The organism is Hymenobacter sp. M1-2 (assembly GCF_057808495.1).
On sequence record NZ_JBTYZO010000021.1, the window covers coordinates 1 to 18,173 of the forward strand.

An 18,173-nucleotide genomic window follows, 5' to 3' on the forward strand; every position below is an offset into this window, starting at 1 on the left:
AGGCGTGAAAGCTATGTATCAACAACTCGCCCGACTCGTTGCGTAACATCAGTTATTAAGAAGCTACCCACTATGGCTACTACCAAAATTCACCTTCGTTCGGCGGTATTGCTATTGTTGATTCTCCTAACGGCCTGTTTTCGGCTGATGAACACGGAAGCCACGCATTCGCCCCTTATCAATTTTACCCCGGTGGGCGCCATGGCGTTGTTTAGCGGCTGCTATGTCCGTAGTCGTTGGCAGGTGTACGTCCTGCCTTTGGCTGCGCTATGGTTCAGTGACGTGCTCCTCAACCGGCTGTTCTATTTTGATACGTGGGTGCTGTTTTACTCGGGTTTTGCTTGGGTGTATGGCAGCTTCCTGCTGATGGTGCTGCTTGGGCAAGCCATCCGCCGGGTCAGCGTGCGCAACGTGGCGTTAGGGGCTGTGTCGGCTGCTCTGGTCCATTGGCTGGTGTCGGACTTTGGCGTCTGGCTCGGCGGTGGCACGGACATCACCACCGGCTTGCCCTATACGCCCGATTTAGCCGGACTGATTAAATGCTACTACCTAGCGTTGCCCTTCATGCGAAATATGCTGCTGGCCAACCTGCTCTACGGGGCCATCCTGTTTGGCGGGTTCGAATGGCTGCAACAGCGCTACGCAGCGCTTCGTCCGCAAGCCGCTTAGCGTATGGCGGGTACAGAAAGTTTCGTTAGCAGCTGGAGTGGGGGCAAGGACAGCTGCTTCGCCCTCATGCAAGCCGTGCGTAGCGGCGCACAACCTAAGGTGTTGCTCAACATGCTGAACGAAAACGGCCGCGTGAGTCGGAGCCACGCTCTGCCGCGCGCCGTGTTGGAGCGGCAGGCCCAGGCTCTGGGCGTACCACTGATAACCGCCCCCGCCAGTTGGGCCGAGTACGAAGCCGTATTCATCCGCACTCTCAGCCACATAGTAGCCGAGTTTCAAGTGAGCACCGCCGTATTCGGCGACATCGACCTGCAAGCGCACCGCGACTGGGAAGAGAAAGTGTGCCACGCCGTAGGTATCACGGCGTGGCTGCCGCTCTGGCAGCAAAACCGCAAAGAGTTAGTGCTGCAAATGCTAGCCCAGGGCATTAAAGCGTACATTGTCTCCTGCAACGAAACCATGGGGGCGCCTTTCCTGGGCCGTTTGCTGGACTTGACGTTGCTAGAAGAATTGGAAGCTCTTGACGTAGACGCCTGCGGCGAAAATGGTGAGTACCACACGTTGGTTGTCGACTGCCCGCTTTTCGCGCAACCCATAGCCGTAGAGTTCGGGGCCAAAAAGCACCACGGCCAGTACTGGTTTATCGAAACTTCTTGATTTCAGCCCCATGATTATCCTCGTAACCGGTGGCGAGCGTAGCGGCAAAAGCAGCTACGCGCAACGCCTAGCTTTGTCGCTCACAGCTCGGCCCGTATACGTAGCCACGGCCAAGCACTGGGGCGGCGACTTCGAGGACAGGATTCGGCGGCACCAGGCGGAACGCGGCGCGGAGTGGACCAGCTTCGAGGCCGAGTGTTACGTGAGCCACTTGCCCCTGCAAAGTCAGGTAGCCGTGGTAGACTGCGTAACGCTCTGGCTCACCAACTTTTTCTCAGACACTAAGAGTCAAGTGGAGCCCGCTCTACAGGCTTTTCGCCAGGAGATAGATGCCCTGCGGCAGCTAGATGCCACGCTCATCATTGTCACGAACGAGCTAGGTATGGGCCTGCATGCCACTACTGAAGTGGGCCGCAAATTCGTGGAGTTGCAAGGATGGGCCAATCAGTACGTAGCTGCGGCAGCTGAAAGAGTGGTGCTGATGGTCTCGGGGATTTCAGTGCCTATCAAGCCTACTCCGTCTGTGGCGGTGTAACAGCAAAGTACTGCCGAGCCGTACTACGGATCAGGCACGTCTTCGCGTGCCGCCTATTTCATGAAGCTACCCGCCTCTTTTTACCGCCGCCCCGATGTAGTACAAATAGCCCGGGACATGCTGGGTAAATTCGTATTCACCAACATTGATGGCGTACTCACGGGTGGCCGCATCGTCGAAACCGAAGCCTACGCCCACCTCAACGACCAAGCCTGCCACTCGCACTTAGGTCGTTTCACGAGCCGCACAAAAATCATGTACGAGCCCGGTGGCGTGGCCTACGTGTACCTCATCTATGGTCGGTATGCCTTGTTCAACCTCATCACCAACGAAGCCGGCAAAGCCGATGCCGTCCTCATTCGCGGCCTCGAACCTACCGAAGGCATCTCCGAAATGCTACTACGCCGCGGGCTAACCAGTCCGGCCCGCAACCTCACCGCCGGCCCCGGCCTGCTCACTCAAGCCCTAGGCATCACGACCAAACACTACGGCACCGACCTCACCGGCGACTTAATCTGGTTCGAAGACCACAACGAGCCAATTCCCGCCGACCAAATCATAGCTAGCCCCCGCGTCGGCATCGACTACGCCGGCGATGATGCCGCTTTGCCCTGGCGTTTTCGCATTAAGGACAACAAGTGGGTGAGCCCCGCCAAGTAAGAAGAAGCGTCAACTCTCTCCTTTCCGTGAATGAGGAGGCGAGGACGCAGACACAGTGTTGAGAGATGATGCAAAAGCGTCAACAGCCTAGAGGTGTCCCCGAGCCATTGGTCTAAACTCTAGGTGCTCACTTCTAACCTTCCAAACTAAAAATCCCTGTCGCAAACCAGCACCATCAGCTTACCTTCCAAATTGGTAGTAGCAAATAAGTAGGTTTCGCCGCCCTCACGTATGCCAGTGCGGTAGCGAAAGTCCGCCACGGTGTCCGGGAAATTACGAGTCGTAACGTGGGCGCGGGCATCAGGACCAAGGTGGACTTTGATTGCGGCGCCGTCGTATTTCTCCACCGCGCGGATGCGGAAAATACGGCCAGGAAAATCCGGGCGCAGCACATCGGAAGTGTAAAGGTGGCTGTGCTGATGCAGTTTCAACAGCTCAAATGCGGTACCCACGCTCCGAAAACCTCCAGCTTTGAGTACCGCCACGTTGGGTTCATACAGGTACTGCTGCGGCTCGGCATAGCGCGGTATGGCGCGCGTTTCACGGGCCCGGTTCAGCCGGAATTCCTGTTGTTGCCCGTTACGGAGCAAATTCACCGTGTACCGCTCCGGATCAATAGCTGGCTCGGGCCCTAGTTCATACAGCACTTCCTTACACTCATTATCGACGGCTACCACCCACAGCCGACGCACTTGCCGCAATTCCTGCAAGGCCTGCTCAATGTCGAGCATGGGAGAAGTCTTGAGCAGCACGTGGCGGCCTTTGTGTAGTAGCAGCGGCAGCAGGCGCAACACGTCCGGCTCACAGTCTTGCAGCCGGAATATCTTACGGGCCGCCGTATCGCGCCGAGCTGGGTCGAGATAAATCCAGTCGAATGTATCCGGCGTGTTACGCAGAAAGTTCACCGCATCGCCGGTGTGGTACTGCACGTTCGTGATGCCCAGATGCGTCAGGTTGAACCGAACCACCTCCGTCAGCGCGGCATTGCGCTCCACGTAATGCACTTCTGGTATCCGCTCCGCGAAGCACGACACATCCACCCCAAAGCCCCCAGTCAGGTCCACGAGGCGCTGCCCACTCACAAGCGAAGCCTTATAAGCCGCCGTGCGGGCCGACGAAGCCTGCTCCACCGATAAAGCGGGCGGAAAAATAAGGTCGGGATTTTCGGCCCAGGCGGGCAGTTTGGTGCGGGCCTTCTGGCGGGCCTGAATCTGGCGCACCAGTTCCGGCACGGGCAGCCCTGGATACCGACGGGCCTGCAAGGCTAATTGAGCGGGGTCGTCGTGCAGATGTTTTGCTACATACTGCCGGGACGCCGCGGGAAGCGGAAATTCCATGAACTACTCCTACGAACAAAAAAACGGGCGGTTGGCCCGCACTTAGCGCAACTGCCAGCGCAAAGCCAACTGCGGCTGCCCAGTGGGTGCCGCCACGCCTACTCCTGAAGGAACGAGGCGCTGCAACAAACCAGTACGCCGAGCTTCCGGCAAGGAAGCATTATTCGCTTCCACAGCCCGCTGGAAATGTTGGTTGGTGCGCCGCGTAATAAAGATGTTCGACAGCAAACTTACCGCCGCTACGCCCAACGTTACTTTCTGCGGATCACTGAAGTACTGCGGTTTGTCATCATCTCCATTGAAGGATTGAGCGCCATAAGTGGCAATGGCTCCTACGAACGTAAGACGTTCCGCCAGAAATATCCACTTCTGCCGACGGTAGCGGTTCAGGTTATCCAGCGCTTCTTGGTTGCCGGCCAAGTAGGGCCGCAGGCGCTGTCCGAAGTAGCCAGCATTCACGTAGTCGTCGTCCGTGGGTTCTGCCTTCGTGCTGAAGTAGAAGTTCTTCTGCACTCCGTTTAAGCCCCGCTCCTTATCTTCCGGGCTCAATCGAATGAAGCTGTTTGCCTGCCCACTGGCGTTTCCTGCCCACAGACCCAATACTAATACAACAATAAAAGAGCGAAACACTCGAGGCCGAAGCGAAACAGGACGGTACATGCAAGCAAAGATAACAGACTACAACACAGAAGAATCAACTACAATGCAGAGAAGATTCTTGAGCTTACCCAACAAAACCGATAGTCGTTACGTTCTGTCGGCATTCTAATAGATCTTTCATCAACTCAAAGTGCCCATGAAAATTCTTGCTAACCCTTTCCGTTTCGCCCTTTTCGCCCTGGCGCTGCCCGCTGCTCTCACCTTCTCCTCCTGCGGCGACGACGATGATGATGACGCCCCAGCGCAAGGCAAAGTGTTGGTTTCACATGCTGCTGCCACCGCCAACGTTCGGGTGAAGGCATGGGTCAATGATAGTGAAGTAGGGCAGTTGAATTATGGCCAAAACAGTTCTTATCTTAATGTCAATGCTGGTTCTCAGACAATCAAGATTAATGATGCCACTTCAAACCAGACAGTTTTAACGCAAACTGCCGCCATTGAGAAAGACAAAAACTATTCTCTTTTCGTCTATGCTCCCTCTACTGCACTAGGGTCAATAGCCGGCTTGGTTGTTCCAGACGACTTAACAGCTCCCGCGGCAGGAAAGGCTAAAATTCGTTTGGTACATCTCGGCGTAGATGCCCCCAGCCCCGTCAGCCTATCTTTGCCGGCCCCTACGATTGGTACGACGGACATTATTACAAACGTTGCTTTTGGCACTGCGTCTCCATTTGTCGAGCTAAGCCCCAACACTTACAACCTCGCTATCTCTACGGGGTCCGGCGCAACCGGGGTAGTAAGACTCTCCGTAGGCGATGGTACGGGTAATTCTTCCTCTACTCCAACGACCAGAAACTATGCCGCTGGTAAAATCTACACGATACTCGTTCGTGGTATAGCCAGCAACAGCATTGCGCAGGACTTGCGGCTCAAAGCAGTTGTTATCGAAAACAACTAAAATTGAACTGCTTTTCTCAAAAGCCTGCTTCTTCTGGAGCAGGCTTTTTCTGTTATATAACCCGGGTAACATTTTAGTTATCTTTGCGGTTGAAAAGCGAAAGCAAAAAATCCTCCATTATGGTTGAGACCAAAACTACGGCCTACGTCCCGTACAAAGTAAAAGATATGAGCCTCGCGGAGTGGGGCCGTAAGGAAATCCGGTTGGCCGAGGCCGAAATGCCAGGTCTGATGGCCTTGCGTGAGGAGTTTGGCGCTTCGCAGCCGCTGAAAGGCGCGCGCATTGCTGGCTGCCTACATATGACCATTCAAACGGCCGTCCTCATCGAGACGCTGAAGGCGCTGGGTGCGGACGTAACCTGGTCGTCGTGTAACATCTTCTCGACTCAGGACCACGCTGCGGCTGCTATTGCTGCTGCGGGCATTCCGGTGTACGCCTGGAAAGGTCAGAACGAAGAAGAGTTTAATTGGTGCATCGAGCAGACGCTGTTCTTCGGTGAAGACCGTCAGCCCTTAAACATGATTCTTGACGACGGCGGCGACCTGACCAACATGGTACTGAACCAGTACCCTGAACTGGCGGCTGGCATCCGGGGCATTTCGGAAGAAACCACCACCGGCGTACTGCGCCTGCTGGACCGCGTGAAGAACGGTACGCTGCCCATGCCCGCCTTCAACGTGAACGACTCGGTTACGAAGTCGAAGTTCGATAACAAGTACGGCTGCAAAGAGTCGGCTGTAGACGCTATCCGTCGTGCTACTGACGTGATGATGGCCGGCAAGATTGCCGTTGTAGCTGGCTACGGCGACGTAGGAAAAGGTACTGCTGCTTCGTTGAGCGGTGCCGGAGCCCGCGTCATCGTGACAGAAATCGACCCCATCTGCGCGCTGCAAGCTGCCATGGACGGCTACGCAGTAAAGAAGATGGAAAACGCCATCAAAGAAGCCGACATCGTTGTAACGGCTACCGGCAACTGCGACATCATTACGGAGAGTGCCTTCCGCGCCCTCAAAGACAAAGCCATTGTCTGCAACATCGGCCACTTCGATGATGAAATCGACATGGCTTGGTTGAATAAGAACTACGGCCACACCAAAGACACGGTGAAGCCGCAAGTAGACATCTACAACATCGACGGCAAAGAGGTAATCATCCTCGCCGAAGGTCGTTTGGTGAACCTGGGCTGTGCCACTGGCCACCCTTCGTTCGTAATGTCCAACTCCTTCACAAATCAGACGCTGGCTCAGCTGGAACTGTGGCAGAACGCTAGCCAGTACGAAAACAAAGTATACACCTTGCCTAAGCACCTCGATGAGAAGGTAGCCCGTCTGCACCTCGCCAAAATTGGTGTGGAGCTGGATGAGTTGAAGCCTAAGCAGGCACAGTATATCGGCGTAGACGTAGAAGGCCCGTTCAAGTCGGACCTGTACCGTTACTAAGCTTTACAATAAAAATAAAAACCCGCTCGGCATACCGAGCGGGTTTTTTTGTGCAACGGTAACTGTAAAAGGTAGAATTACCGTTGCACCAGCAAACGAGTAATAGATACTGAAACGTGCTTCCCGGCGCTAATGGTGCGAACCAGATATGAGCCAGGCGCCAACTCGCGTACGGGCAGTTGCAGACGTGCTTCTGAAGTCTCCCACGTACGTAAGCAATGGCCGGCAATACCGTAGAGTTGCACTGTACGTGGAGCAGCAACGCCAAGGTCAAGTGTAGCCTCAAGACTGGCTGGATTAGGAAAAATGGCTACAGCCGCGGAAGATACAACTGAGGTTGAGTCGATGTGCGTAGTTAAAGTTTTGGTTTTAGCTGATTGAGACGGGTTCTTTTCCAGGTGATAAATAGGAAAACTATCTACCTGAGCAGCATAAAAGTCTTGTAAGGCGTGCCTATCGAAGCGCAGACGGAAACTGTCGTTCTGGGCATTATGAAAGCGGACAAGTTCAGGCCATTGGTTCTGCTTGACAGCTGCACTCAACGCCAGCATTTGTAAGCAGCCTGTATCTAGTCCCTGTACTTCTCCGTGCCTTATGCGTACGGCGTGCACCCAGCAGGTAGAATCCGCAAAGGACTGCACTAAATAATATAGCCGCCGAAAACGAAAGGCCCGAGCCGCCAAAACCGTATCGGCGGCGGAAGATATAAAAGTGTTTTCTCCAGTAGACTGATCAAAAGTTAAGCGCAGGTCTACTGTATCTGTAGGGCTTAACAGCCTGAAATCGGGACCCAATACCTTCACTAGATTTACTGGACGACGTAGATCTACAGAATCGAAGCTCGCTTTAGGGTAGAAAAACGAGCTTTTGCCGTCGCAACCTGACAGGCAGCTAAGCAGCAAAAACCAGTGCAGTCTTTTCGGGCGCATATCAAAAGGAAAGAGGAAAACCGTTTTGGTTGAATACTCTCGCCTCTTCAAAGTAACCCTCAGCCGTTGGGCCGAGCATAAATCCGGATATTTGCGGTTGCTATGCCTGCTGTACTCCTGTCCGTCGTTATTATCACCTTCAATGAAGAAGCCAATATTGCTCGCTGCTTGGAAGCTGTGCGTGATGTTGCCGATGAAGTGGTGGTAGTCGATTCCTTCTCTACGGATGCTACTGTAGCCATTTGCCAGCAGCACGGAGCCCGCGTAGTGCAGCATGCTTTTGCAGGTTATGTGGAGCAAAAAAATTTCGCTACTTCCCAAGCACAGTATGATCATATACTCCAACTCGACGCCGATGAAGTTCTGACCGAAGAGTTGCGGCAGAGCGTCAAGGCGGCCAAAGAGAAGTGGCAAGGCGCCGGCTATACCTTAGCTCGCCTCACCAACTATTGCGGGAGCTGGGTGCGCTACGGTGGCTGGTACCCCGACCGTAAGTTGCGTCTCTACGACCGACGATTGGGCAGCTGGCAAGGCTTATTGCTGCACGAGCGGTATGAGGTGCAGCCTGGCTTGGCGGTTGGTGCTCTCCAAGGCGACGCCCTGCATTACTCTTACCATTCCGTTGAGCAGCATATTAGTCAGCTAAACCGTTTCACTAGTATTGCGGCCGATGAGCTTTGGTTGCGGGGTAAGCGGCGGGTTACACTGTTCCACCTGCTGCTCAAACCCTGGTGGAAATTCGTGCACGGTTACTTTTTTCGGCTGGGATTTTTGGATGGCTTTGCGGGTCTTAGTATTGCCTTGATTTCTGCCAGCGGAGTGTTTCTTAAATTTGCCAAGCTGAAAACTCGTTCCACAGCTGTTAAAGCCTAGACACGGCCTTTTTTCTAAGCCCTTGCGCACGAGTACCAAGCGCGGACAAGCAAATTTGACTAGGCGGCTAATTGTATGAAAACTTTTCTCATAAGCCGTACCGATGCCATTGGAGATGTTGTACTAACTCTTCCCGTTGCTGGTCTGTTGAAAAAACGCTTTCCAGATTGCCGGGTGGTGTTGCTAGGCCGCACTTACACGCAGCCTATAGCTGCTAATTGCCCCTGGGTCGACGATTTCCTCAATTACGACGACTTGCTTCAGCTATCCAGCACCGATCAAGTGGCGCTTGTTCGGGCACAGCAAGCCGACGTCATCATACATGTTTTCCCCAACAGGATAGTAGCCAAACTCGCTCAACTAGCCGGCATTCCTATTCGGATTGGAACCCGTAATCGTTGGTTTCACTGGCTGACTTGTAATCGTCTGGTAGCTTTAAGTCGCCGGAATTCTCCATTACACGAAGCGCAACTGAACTTGGCTCTTCTGGAACCTCTTGTGCCTTCGGCCGGGTTGCCGTTAGCTGAAGTTATGGAACTGGTGAAGCTTCAGCCCTCCGAGCCACTGTCGCTGCTCCATAAAGAGCTAATAGAGGCCAAGCAGCCCAAGCAACTTAATGTGATTCTGCATCCGCGCAGCCGGGGTAGCGCCCGCGAATGGGGGTTGGACCACTTTGGCACGTTGGCTCGGCTCTTGTTCGAAGCAGGTCATCGGGTCTTTGTAACAGGTACCGCCACCGAAGGCGAGGAGCTTCAAGAGTGGCTCATCAGCCACGGCCCGTATCTGGCCGCTGACTTGACGGGCCGCCTCAACCTTTCGCAGCTAATAGCTTTTATTGCCGCCGCCGATGCACTGGTGGCTGGCAGTACGGGTCCGTTGCATATTGCCGCTGCTTTGGGGCGCCATGCTATTGGGCTGTATCCTCCTATTAGGCCTATGCACCCCGGCCGGTGGGCACCTCTAGGCCCGCAAGCAGAATATGTTGTATTCAACAAACCGAACTGCCAGGACTGCCGAAAACAACCCGCTATTTGCACCTGCATCAAGGCCCTAGAAGCCACAGAGGTGCTAGGCCGGATTCTTGCCGGAAGTTCTTTTTCTTTTTCCAATTGATTCAGCGTCCTCCTGCTCATTTCATGACTTCCTCCGGTGCTCGGCTTAGCTTCTTGCGTCAGCTTTACACGGATGGGCGTCTGTCACAGTACTTACTGTTCGTAGCCAGTCTGGCAGCCGTTACCGGGCTGTTTGCTTCGCGGGCGTTGGTTGCTCTTAGCCCTATTCTTGGGTTAGTAGCTGCCGGAGCGCAGCCGCAACTGCGGACCCGCTTGCTAGCCTGTATGCGCATGCAAACCCTGTTGAGTATGGTTCTGCTATACGCTTTTTGGGTGGTAAGCGTGCTGTACACCACAGAAATGGAGGTCTGGCAGCATGAAGTATACCGGAAAGCACCGCTGATCACAGTGCCATTGGTTTTTGCGCTAGCCGTTCCACTAAGTGCCCGACAACGGTACACAGTAGGATTGCTGTACGTGGGGCTGGCAACTCTACTGGGCCTGGCTACCATGGGCAGCTACCTGCTAAACCCCGAAGAAGGAAACTATCTTATTAGCACAGGGCAAAATATTCCGTCTGTTACTGGAGTGTTTCACATCCACTTCAGCATCATGCTAGCCTTAGCTTTTTTCTACGCCCTGCTACTTCGACGTAGCGCTGCTGCCACTCCCACCGTTCGCGCAGTCTTGGTGATTTGCGCCGTGCTCATATTTCTGATTGTGCATGTGCTAGCTTACCGAACCGCCTTACTGTTGGTCTACGGAATGATTCTAATCGACGCCGTTCTGCTAATTCTATGGAAAGGCCGTTTCGTGCTCGGGCTGCTTATGCTGATGACAATAGTTGGGCTGCCTTTGCTAGCCTACCGCACCCTAGAGTCCGTTCAAAATAGAGTAAGCATTTCCCTCGACGATCTTAACGAATACCAAGCCGGCCACGACATCAATAATTACTCTATGGCCAAACGCTTGGCTGCTTGGGAGGCTGCCCTCATCATTGCCAATCAACATCCGTTGCTCGGCGTGGCCCCTGCTGATGTGGACGCTGCCATGATTGACCAATACAGCTATCAAAATTTTGGCTTGTTACCTAAGAATTGGGCGATGACGCACAACCAGTATTTAGAAGCCGTAGTAGGAGGGGGGGTAGTAGGGTTGATGTTATGGCTTTTGATACTCTTCGGCCCATTTCTGCAACCTGCACAACGGCAAAATCCGTACGTTGTACATTTCCTGCTCATGATGGGCATCGCCAATCTGGTAGATTCACTGCTACAAATGCAGATAGGCTTCAACCTGTTTGTATTCTTTTATGGTTTCTTAGTCGTGAATACCGAGCGGAAAACCCTGCTTGCACCTGCGCATCGTTCAGCTTGAGCGAGGTAGTATAATCAGTACTTTTGTTTACACAGCGGATTTTTTTCACCCCCGTTGTCATTTGCCGTGCCCCTATGAGCGACTCTCCCGAACGGGTTCCGAAGCTTAGTAAAGAAGAAAAAGACCGCCGGTTCCAGGCCGAATTAATGCCTGTTATCGACTCTCTGTACAATTTCGCGTTTCGCCTCACTCTCGATGAGGACGACGCGAATGACCTCGTGCAGGAGACCTATTTGAAGGCTTATCGGTTCTTCGAGTACTTTGAGCAGGGAACCAACGCCAAAGCATGGCTGTTCCGCATCCTGAAAAACTCGTTCATCAACGACTTTCGAAAAAAGAGTAAGCAGCCCGCCAAAGTCGACTACAGCGAAATTGAGGGTTACTACAATTCGGAAGACGTGGAGTCCGATAGCGACGCGGGTGGTACCTCGTCCGATATGCGGCAGCAAGCCGTGCGCGACCTCATCGGCGACGAGGTGGCCAGCGCACTCAACTCACTGCCCGTGGATTTTCGCACCGTCATCATCCTCTGCGACCTGGAAGGGTTCACGTACGAGGAAATGGCTAAAGTGCTAGACATCCCCATCGGTACGGTACGCTCCCGCTTGCACCGGGCTCGTAATTTTTTGAAAGACAAGCTTGAAAAATACGCCCAATCCATGGGCTATGGCTCTGATTCTGGCAATGCCGATTCTGAGCAGGACGAAGAAGAAAACGATTAACTGCAACGGGTTGCGCCATGAAAGACATTTCTACTCCTACTCCATCTCCCACGCAACAGGCGTCGTCGCCTGCTGCCGACTGTGAACGCGTGAATACGATACTCGACCAGCTTGTAGTGGGACAGCAACCCACCGTGGAAGACGAAACTTACATCGTGCACCACGCCGACGATTGCTCGCCTTGCTTCGATAGCATTGATAAACAGCGAGCCTTCATTGGTTTCCTCATGACCCACGTAGGCCGCAAGGGCGCGCCAAATTCTCTCCCGCAGACTATTTTGTCGCGCTTACAAACAGAAATGGCCTAATTTTGCCCGATGCAGGGTAAAATTATTGCGTTTTCGGCTCCTTCCGGAGCTGGCAAAACCACCATTGTCCACCGTCTCATGGCGGCCATTCCGGACTTAAGCTTTTCTATTTCGGCCTGCACGCGCGACAAGCGCGGCCGTACCGAAGCCAATGGAAAAGATTATTACTTCATCTCCGTTCAGGAATTCCAGGAGAAAATCCGCCACGATGAATTTGTGGAGTGGGAGGAAGTATATGAGGGTGCTTTCTACGGCACGCTCAAGTCTGAGATTGAGCGCATATGGGAAAGTGGCAAGCACGCCATCCTAGATGTGGACGTGAAAGGTGGACTCAGCATCAAAGAGTTTTACAAGGATCGAGCCTTAGCTGTCTTCGTGAAGCCTCCCTCCTTGGAAGTACTGGAAAGCCGCTTGCGCAATCGCGCCACCGATTCGGCATCCAGCATTTCGGCTCGTCTATACAAAGCCAATTTCGAGTTGGCTTTTGAGGATAGGTTCGACGTAACCATCGTCAACGATAACCTCGATGAAGCCACGGCCCAGGCGGAGAGAATGGTGCGGGAGTTCATCACGGCCGAGCCCGCCATCTTATGAGCCCCGTTGCCCTTCCTGAGAAGGTAGGCCTGCTTTTTGGCTCATTCAATCCCGTTCATACCGGCCACCTCATCCTCGCTCAGCACATGGCTACTCACACCGATCTGTCGGCTGTGTGGTTTGTCGTGTCTCCCCAAAGTCCTTACAAAGTGGGGCAGGAGCTACTGCCCGAGCAGGTTCGTTTCGATTTGATTCGTGCTGCCATTGCCGATAATAACCGGTTGGCCGTAACGGATCTGGAATTTTACCTGCCCAAACCGAGCTACACCATCAATGCGCTCGACGAAATCCGACGCCAGCACCCGAGCCATGAATTTGCGTTGTTGATGGGCAGCGATAATCTGCAGGGTTTAGAAGGTTGGAAAGACGCCACCCGCATCCAGCAAGAATTCGACATCTTCGTGTACCCACGGCCTGGCTATCCGATAGCAGAGAGTACTAGCTCACGAATCCGGATAGTGGAGGCACCCCTGCTAGACATATCTGCCACGTTCATCCGTGAGAGTGTGCGCACCGGCAAGTCTATCCGTTATCTCGTGCCGGACGTAGTAGAGCGGCACATAACGGCTGAACATTATTGGCGTTGAATCTGAAAAGTCATCAAAAAAGCCCTGCTGGTATCAAACTGGCAGGGCTTTTTTGATGGTATTGAGCAGAAATCAGATGGTCATGATTTCCGCTTCTTTCTTGCTCATGAGGCCATCGATTTGGCTGATGTAGCTATCGGTAGCTTTCTGCACTTTAGCTTCAGCGTCTTTGATGGCGTCTTCAGCGGCACCGTCTTTTAGGAGCTTTCTGAGCGAGTCGTTCACATCTTTGCGGATGCCACGAATGCGTACTTTACCACTTTCGGCTTCATTTTTTACCTGCTTCACTAGGTCGCGGCGGCGCTCCTCCGTCATGGGTGGAATATTAAGCCGTACGCCTTCCGCATCCGATTGCGGGTTCAGGCCTAGGTCGCTGTTCTTAATGGCTTTTACTACCTCCGCGATGATGTTCTTCTCCCAGGGCTTGATGAACAGCGTACGGGCGTCGGGAGTGGAAACATTAGCTACCTGCGCAATGGGAGTAGGCGTACCGTAGTAGTCTACGCGCAACGAGTCGAGCATTGCCGGCGAGGCTTTTCCTGCCCGGATGCGGCTTAGCTCCAAGCTGGTGTGCTGCAACGATTTAGCCATTGATTCCTCGGCTTCGCTCAGGTAAAACTGAATTTCTTCGTCCATGTGTGAAAGAATTAAAAATTGTGAGTTAAAAACTGAGAAGGACGGACTGATGCCCAAATGGCCGCCAGCTAGCCGTTCATTACTGAATTTTTAACTCAGCTTAGGCTTGTTCAGAAGAGGTATCTAGACTGGGCTGCAGGCTGCTGTGCTTGGCATCGGAGGGAGTAGCCGAAGCACTCATCGTTACGAGAGTTCCTACCGATTCCCCCGCAAGCAGACGTTGCAGATTGCCTTCTTTGTTCATATCGAATACAATGATGGGCAGATTATTCTCTTTGCACAACGTGAAGGCCGTCATGTCCATCACATTCAAGTTCTTTTCCATCACTTCATCAAAAGTGATGGTAGAATATCGGACGGCCGAAGGGTCTTTCTCCGGGTCAGCGGTGTAAATGCCATCTACACGCGTGCCTTTCAGCACCACATCGGCTTCAATCTCAATGGCCCGCAACGAAGCTGCCGAGTCGGTAGTAAAATAGGGAGAGCCAATGCCTGCTCCGAAAATAACCACGCGGCCTTTCTCGAGGTGGCGCAGGGCCCGGCGCCGGATGTATGGCTCGCACACTCGCTGAATGGTAACACCCGACAACAAGCGCGTATTTACCTCCAGCTTTTCGAGGGCACTTTGCAGCGCCATCGAATTGATGACTGTGGCCAGCATACCCATGTAGTCGCCTTGCACTCGGTCTAGACCGAAAGCTTCCGCCTGCACGCCGCGAAAAATGTTGCCACCTCCAATTACCACCGCTACTTGCGTGCCTGTAGCCGCTACAGTTTTGATTTCCTCAGCATACTGCATCAGCCGGATGGCGTCAATGCCATATTGCTGTTGGCCCATCAGCGCCTCGCCGCTTAGCTTGAGCAGAATTCGGTTATACTTCAACATCGGAGGAATTAGGTGAGAAATCTATAAGAAGCGAGAGAAAAACGCTTCGAAGCTCGTAGCGTGTACGTGCCACTAGTTCAGGCGGCTACTCCTCACACTATGTAGCTTGCAGCAATACTTGCACGTGATGAGCTTCGATGGATCAGTTGAATTGAATCAGGACTTGACCCTTGGTTACGTTGTCGCGCAATCCAACTTTGATGGCTCCTACGGTACCGTCGCCGGGCGCCTTCAAAATATTTTCCATTTTCATAGCCTCCAGCACCACGAGTGGGTCTCCCTTGTGCACCGCTTGGCCGGCTGTCACGCGGACGTCGACGATAAGCCCAGGCATTGGTGCTTTTAGCTCGTTCACCTTGCTGGCGGCGGCATTGCTCATGCCTAGCTTGTCGAGCAGCAAGTCGAACCGGTCCTTGGCTTGCAGTTCTATAATCTGCCCGTTGAGCTTGAGCAGAAAGGACTTAGCGGCAAAATCCGTGCTCACTACCTCGGCGGTAAAGGAGCGTCCTTCGTGCAGAATATGAAAACGGCCTGGTGCTAATACGGTCAGGTCCCACTCAAATGGTTGTCCATTGACGAAAATAGCTCCATTGGCATGGTAGTCTATTTCCCAGGTTTGACTGGGACTGGTGCTGACCTGTAGCATAAGGGTTTGGGAAGGGAAGAGGGCGGAAATGGGCTTAAAGATAGACCAAATCTCAAATAATTTCGGAACTTGAGGACCCATATCCCTACCGAATCAACGCATGAAATACTCGGTTCTCAGCATTCTGGGCCTGGTCCTCGCGTGTCAGGTGGAAGCTACGGCTCAGGCAGTTAAATCTGGCAAACCGACGACAACCAAAGCAACCCCGCACAAGAAACCAGAACCGAGCGCTGTCCCCGCTCCTGCTTCAGCTACTGTAATTGTTCCTTCTTGGCTACCTCCTACCAATCCGGTGCAGCCCGCTGCCACCATGCTGCACGACCTGCTCGATACGAAGCTCGACGTACGTTTTGATTGGAGCAAACAGTGGGTGCTAGGCACGGCCACGCTCACTGTGCGGCCGCACTTTTACTCTCAAAACCAGCTCGTTCTCGATGCCAAAGGCTTCGACGTGAAAGCTGTGCGGCTGCTGGCGGGCACTAAAGACAAGAACCTGACCTACTCGTACGATAAGAGGAAGCTCATCATTAACCTTGATCGAGCCTACAGCCGTAACGAACCTTGTCAGGTCCGAATTCAGTACACCGCTAAACCTAACGAGTTGGAAGTCGGCGGCAGTGCCGCCATCACGCAAGACAAAGGGCTGTACTTCATCAATCCGCTGGGTACCGACAAAACAAAGCCGCGCCAGATCTGGACGCAGGGCGAGACGGAAGGAAACTCTTGCTGGTTTCCAACCATCGACAAGCCCAATCAGCGAATGACGCAGGAAATCAGCTTGACCGTGGAAGCGCCTTTCAAAACGCTCTCCAATGGCCTGCTTGTTTCCTCGAAAAAGAATAACGACGGTACCCGAACCGATACTTGGAAACAGAGCCAGCCCCACGCGCCTTATTTGGCTATGGTGGCCGTTGGCGATTTTGCCGTAGTGAGCGATACGTGGCGTGGCAAACCTGTCGACTATTATGTTGACCCCAAATTTAGCCGTACTGCCAAAGCCGTGTTTGGCAGTACGCCGCAAATGCTGGAGTTCTTCTCGAAAAAGCTTGGCGTTGATTTCCCGTGGGAGAAATACGCGCAGGTTGCCGTCCACGATTTTGTGTCGGGGGCGATGGAAAACACCACGGCCGTTACTTTCGAGCAAAGCCTAGTGCAGTTTACGCCCCGCGAACTACCAGATGTTGGCTACACAGCCGAGTCTACAGTGGCCCACGAACTGTTTCACCATTGGTTCGGCGATTATGTAACTACGGAATCCTGGGCCAATCTGCCACTCAACGAGTCCTTCGCCGACTACGCGGAGTTGCTGTGGGCCGAGCATAAGTACGGTGCCGACGAAGCGGCCTTGGTGCAGCAGGAGAAGATTAAAATCTACTTAGAAGAAGCCCAAAGCAAGCGTGAGCCGCTGATCCGGTACCGCTACGCGAACAACGAAGACATGTTTGACCGGCACTCTTATGACAAAGGGGGCCGGGTGCTACACATGCTGCGCAAATACGTGGGGGATGATGCCTTCTTTACTGCCCTGAATCGTTATCTGACGCAAAACAAGTTTTCTACTTCGGAAATAGCGAAGCTGCGCATTGCTTTCGAGGAAACCACCGGAGAAGACCTCATGTGGTTTTTCGATCAGTGGTTTCTACAACGTGGCCATCCCGAGCTTAAAGTCACGCACAGCTTTGCTAACGGTCAGGTTAGTCTGCGCGTGCAGCAGCTGCAGGATTCCACTTTCACTCCCATCTACCGGCTCCCACTTAGCGTCACCGTCTGGGCTAATAATCAGCCCACTGACCACCGCATTGTAGTCACGAAGGCGGACCAAACCTTCCGTTTTGGGGTTGCACAACGTCCCAACCTCGTGAAGTTTGACAGTGAGGGGCAATTGCTGGCCGAGATAGAAGAGGAACGTACGCAGGATGAACTGCTCTACCAGTTCAGCCACGCCCGCAATTACTTACAGAAGTACGAGGCCATTGACCAGCTTCGTACAAAAACGGCTGATTTGGCAGTAAGCGGCATGCTGCGCAACGCGCTTAATGATAATTTTTGGCCCGTGCGCCAAGCAGCCGTAGAGGCGCTGCGCCGTTACAAAGGTGCCGAGGGTAGCGCTGTACGCAAGGAATTGCAGCAAGTGGCTTCCTCCGACAAGAAAAACCAAGTGCGTGCTGCTGCTATAACTGTTCTGACAACTTTTCCCAACGAGAATTACGCCAGTACCTACCTCGACGCTCTCAACGACAGTTCGTATAAAGTTGCCAGTGCGGCTATTCAAGCCTTAGCTAAATCACCTAGTACCGAATCGCAACAGAAGATTGCCGCGCTGCAGGAGACAAACAACCCTGAGCTGCTCACGGCAATTTCCACGTACTATTCGCTCAATGGTAGAAGCACTGAGCAGTATCAGTGGTTTTTGCGCCGGCTGCCAGAAATAAGCGAGGCCGATTTATACCGGAGTTACTTGCCCAACTTCGCCACCTTCATGCTGCGGATGCCGCCTATTGAGAGAGAAAAGGGCGTTCAGCGGCTAGAAAGTCTAGCCCGGACTGCGCCTAGCAGCTTCGTCCGGCTCGGAGCTTATCGAGGCCTAAGCATTCTTGCCACGAATATGCCGACTCTCAAAGCCGTTATGCAGGACATACGCAGCAAGGAAAAAGACGAGCAAGTGAAAGCTTATTACGCCCTGATGCAATAATTTGTAAACACGCCAC

At 53.3% G+C, this 18,173-nt stretch carries 20 protein-coding genes; 14 read left to right on the plus strand and 6 right to left on the minus strand.

From position 1 onward, the window contains the following. Window positions 1-72 precede the first annotated feature (72 nt). The 4 genes from ACYSMN_RS18720 to ACYSMN_RS18735 are packed head-to-tail and all read left to right on the plus strand — an operon-like array spanning window position 73 to window position 2,521. Window positions 73-669, plus strand: a complete 597-nt coding sequence (locus tag ACYSMN_RS18720) for a DUF6580 family putative transport protein (protein ID WP_488925446.1) — start codon at window positions 73-75, stop codon at window positions 667-669. 3 nt (window positions 670-672) lie between these two features. Next, window positions 673-1,326 (plus strand): Dph6-related ATP pyrophosphatase, encoded by a 654-nt coding sequence (locus ACYSMN_RS18725; protein WP_488925447.1) that lies wholly within the window; start codon window positions 673-675, stop codon window positions 1,324-1,326. Window positions 1,327-1,336: 10 nt separating this feature from the next. Next, window positions 1,337-1,861, plus strand: a complete 525-nt coding sequence (locus ACYSMN_RS18730) for a bifunctional adenosylcobinamide kinase/adenosylcobinamide-phosphate guanylyltransferase (protein WP_488925448.1) — start codon at window positions 1,337-1,339, stop codon at window positions 1,859-1,861. Window positions 1,862-1,921: 60 nt separating this feature from the next. Further along, the gene (locus tag ACYSMN_RS18735) at window positions 1,922-2,521 is read left to right on the plus strand and encodes a DNA-3-methyladenine glycosylase (protein ID WP_488925449.1); all 600 of its coding nucleotides are present in this window, start codon (window positions 1,922-1,924) and stop codon (window positions 2,519-2,521) included. Window positions 2,522-2,667: 146 nt separating this feature from the next. Here ACYSMN_RS18735 and ACYSMN_RS18740 read toward each other — a convergent pair whose 3' ends face one another. Together ACYSMN_RS18740 and ACYSMN_RS18745 are read right to left on the minus strand one after the other, a co-directional pair. Further along, complete coding sequence (locus tag ACYSMN_RS18740; protein ID WP_488925450.1) at window positions 2,668-3,858, minus strand: THUMP-like domain-containing protein; 1,191 nt, start codon at window positions 3,856-3,858, stop codon at window positions 2,668-2,670. 42 nt (window positions 3,859-3,900) lie between these two features. Next, entirely contained in the window at window positions 3,901-4,407 is a 507-nt protein-coding gene (locus tag ACYSMN_RS18745) for a hypothetical protein (protein ID WP_488925451.1), read from the minus strand. A gap of 247 nt (window positions 4,408-4,654) precedes the next feature. Between ACYSMN_RS18745 and ACYSMN_RS18750 the strand changes: the two genes are divergently transcribed. Both ACYSMN_RS18750 and ahcY read left to right on the plus strand, forming a co-directional pair. Then, entirely contained in the window at window positions 4,655-5,416 is a 762-nt protein-coding gene (locus tag ACYSMN_RS18750) for a DUF4397 domain-containing protein (RefSeq protein ID WP_488925452.1), read from the plus strand. Window positions 5,417-5,535: 119 nt separating this feature from the next. After that, complete coding sequence (ahcY, locus tag ACYSMN_RS18755) at window positions 5,536-6,855, plus strand: adenosylhomocysteinase (RefSeq protein ID WP_488925453.1); 1,320 nt, start codon at window positions 5,536-5,538, stop codon at window positions 6,853-6,855. Between the two features lie 77 nt (window positions 6,856-6,932). Here ahcY and ACYSMN_RS18760 read toward each other — a convergent pair whose 3' ends face one another. Beyond that, entirely contained in the window at window positions 6,933-7,784 is an 852-nt protein-coding gene (locus ACYSMN_RS18760; RefSeq protein ID WP_488925454.1) for a T9SS type A sorting domain-containing protein, read from the minus strand. 102 nt (window positions 7,785-7,886) lie between these two features. Here ACYSMN_RS18760 and ACYSMN_RS18765 point away from each other — a divergent pair, with 102 nt between their 5' ends. The 7 genes from ACYSMN_RS18765 to nadD all read left to right on the plus strand — a co-directional run bounded on the left by ACYSMN_RS18765 (window position 7,887) and on the right by nadD (window position 13,297). Continuing rightward, a complete protein-coding gene (locus tag ACYSMN_RS18765) occupies window positions 7,887-8,657 on the plus strand; it encodes a glycosyltransferase family 2 protein (RefSeq protein WP_488925455.1) in 771 nt (256 codons plus the stop codon). 75 nt (window positions 8,658-8,732) lie between these two features. Then, window positions 8,733-9,770: a glycosyltransferase family 9 protein gene (locus ACYSMN_RS18770; RefSeq protein WP_488925456.1), complete on the plus strand. Its 1,038-nt coding sequence runs from the start codon at window positions 8,733-8,735 to the stop codon at window positions 9,768-9,770. 23 nt (window positions 9,771-9,793) lie between these two features. Further along, entirely contained in the window at window positions 9,794-11,086 is a 1,293-nt protein-coding gene (locus ACYSMN_RS18775) for an O-antigen ligase family protein (protein ID WP_488925457.1), read from the plus strand. 74 nt (window positions 11,087-11,160) lie between these two features. Further along, entirely contained in the window at window positions 11,161-11,808 is a 648-nt protein-coding gene (locus ACYSMN_RS18780) for a sigma-70 family RNA polymerase sigma factor (RefSeq protein WP_488925458.1), read from the plus strand. Between the two features lie 17 nt (window positions 11,809-11,825). After that, window positions 11,826-12,116, plus strand: coding sequence for a hypothetical protein (locus ACYSMN_RS18785; protein WP_488925459.1), 291 nt, complete (start codon window positions 11,826-11,828; stop codon window positions 12,114-12,116). A gap of 9 nt (window positions 12,117-12,125) precedes the next feature. Then, entirely contained in the window at window positions 12,126-12,710 is a 585-nt protein-coding gene (gmk, locus tag ACYSMN_RS18790; RefSeq protein WP_488925460.1) for a guanylate kinase, read from the plus strand. Next, window positions 12,707-13,297: a nicotinate (nicotinamide) nucleotide adenylyltransferase gene (nadD, locus tag ACYSMN_RS18795; RefSeq protein WP_488925461.1), complete on the plus strand. Its 591-nt coding sequence runs from the start codon at window positions 12,707-12,709 to the stop codon at window positions 13,295-13,297. The genes gmk and nadD overlap by 4 nt, the downstream gene beginning before the upstream one ends. Window positions 13,298-13,369: 72 nt before the next feature. Here nadD and frr read toward each other — a convergent pair whose 3' ends face one another. From frr to ACYSMN_RS18810, 3 genes are all read right to left on the minus strand, one after another. Then, window positions 13,370-13,933: a ribosome recycling factor gene (frr, locus tag ACYSMN_RS18800; RefSeq protein WP_488925462.1), complete on the minus strand. Its 564-nt coding sequence runs from the start codon at window positions 13,931-13,933 to the stop codon at window positions 13,370-13,372. Between the two features lie 100 nt (window positions 13,934-14,033). Beyond that, window positions 14,034-14,816, minus strand: a complete 783-nt coding sequence (gene pyrH, locus ACYSMN_RS18805) for a UMP kinase (RefSeq protein ID WP_488925539.1) — start codon at window positions 14,814-14,816, stop codon at window positions 14,034-14,036. Window positions 14,817-14,961: 145 nt separating this feature from the next. After that, a complete protein-coding gene (locus tag ACYSMN_RS18810; RefSeq protein ID WP_488925463.1) occupies window positions 14,962-15,465 on the minus strand; it encodes an acyl-CoA carboxylase biotin carboxyl carrier protein subunit in 504 nt (167 codons plus the stop codon). Between the two features lie 100 nt (window positions 15,466-15,565). On the opposite strand from ACYSMN_RS18810, the gene ACYSMN_RS18815 reads away from it, so the two are divergent. Continuing rightward, window positions 15,566-18,157, plus strand: a complete 2,592-nt coding sequence (locus ACYSMN_RS18815) for a M1 family aminopeptidase (RefSeq protein ID WP_488925464.1) — start codon at window positions 15,566-15,568, stop codon at window positions 18,155-18,157. The last annotated feature ends 16 nt before the right edge of the window (window positions 18,158-18,173 follow it).